Source organism: Candidatus Acetothermia bacterium (assembly GCA_024653305.1).
In the GTDB taxonomy this organism is placed as follows: Bacteria; Bipolaricaulota; Bipolaricaulia; order Bipolaricaulales; family Bipolaricaulaceae; genus JACIWI01.
Map to the genome: position 1 here is coordinate 1 of JANLFW010000067.1, position 797 is coordinate 797.

A 797-nucleotide genomic window follows, 5' to 3' on the forward strand; every position below is an offset into this window, starting at 1 on the left:
GTGGGCCCTGGAGAACTTGCCTCCGGGGGGGATGGCCCAGCTCACCCTCACCGCCCGGGAGACGGGGTGTGGGGAACTTACGAACGCAGTCCGGGTCTGGTGGGGCTGTGGCCAAGAGGGCGACGAAAGCTCCTGCACCCTGGATGCGGACTGCCTCGCCGATGCCTACGCCTTCCGCGAGGTCGTGGCCAGTCGGACCCCGAGCGTGGCCGTGGCCACAACTCTCAACCCGACCCAGGTTCCGTCCTGTGGGATGACGACGGTGACCCTCGAGATCCGCAACCTCTCCTCGGCCACGGCGGAGGCACTGGACGTGCGGGTCCAGCTCCCCGCCGGCCTGACCTACGTTTCGGGAACGACCCAGGTGGACTGCGGCGGAGGGTTCGTTCTGGCCCCCGATCCGTACGAGATCGGCGGTTACCTGTACTGGTACGACTCGGACAACCCCCTGGACAACCTGTGCGGGGAGATCGGGCCTGGGGGCACGGTGCGGCTGCGGTTTGCGGTCCAGGCGAGCTGCTACCGCACGGTCGGGAATGCTGCGGTCAGGGTCTACTTCTACGACTGCTGCTTTGCGGCCCAGCAGGAGTTCAACGGGAGCTACCCCCTCCAGCCTGCCCTCCCCACGCTCACGGTGCAGAAGACCCCGGCCACGGTGCCCCTCGACTGCTATGACCAGAGTAGCACCGTCACCTGGCAGATCCGGGTTCAGAACACCGGGGCGGCGAGCGCGGACTGGGTACGCGTGGAGGACACGTTGGGGGCGAGCCTGCAGTACTTGAGCTCCAGTCCCCTTG

Annotated in this window: 1 protein-coding gene; it reads left to right on the forward strand. The window is 67.6% G+C overall.

Annotated features, from left to right (window positions below; translation table 11 throughout):
* Positions 1–797: DUF11 domain-containing protein (locus NUV94_08255; GenBank protein MCR4392726.1), on the forward strand; the 797-nt coding region annotated here is incomplete at both ends.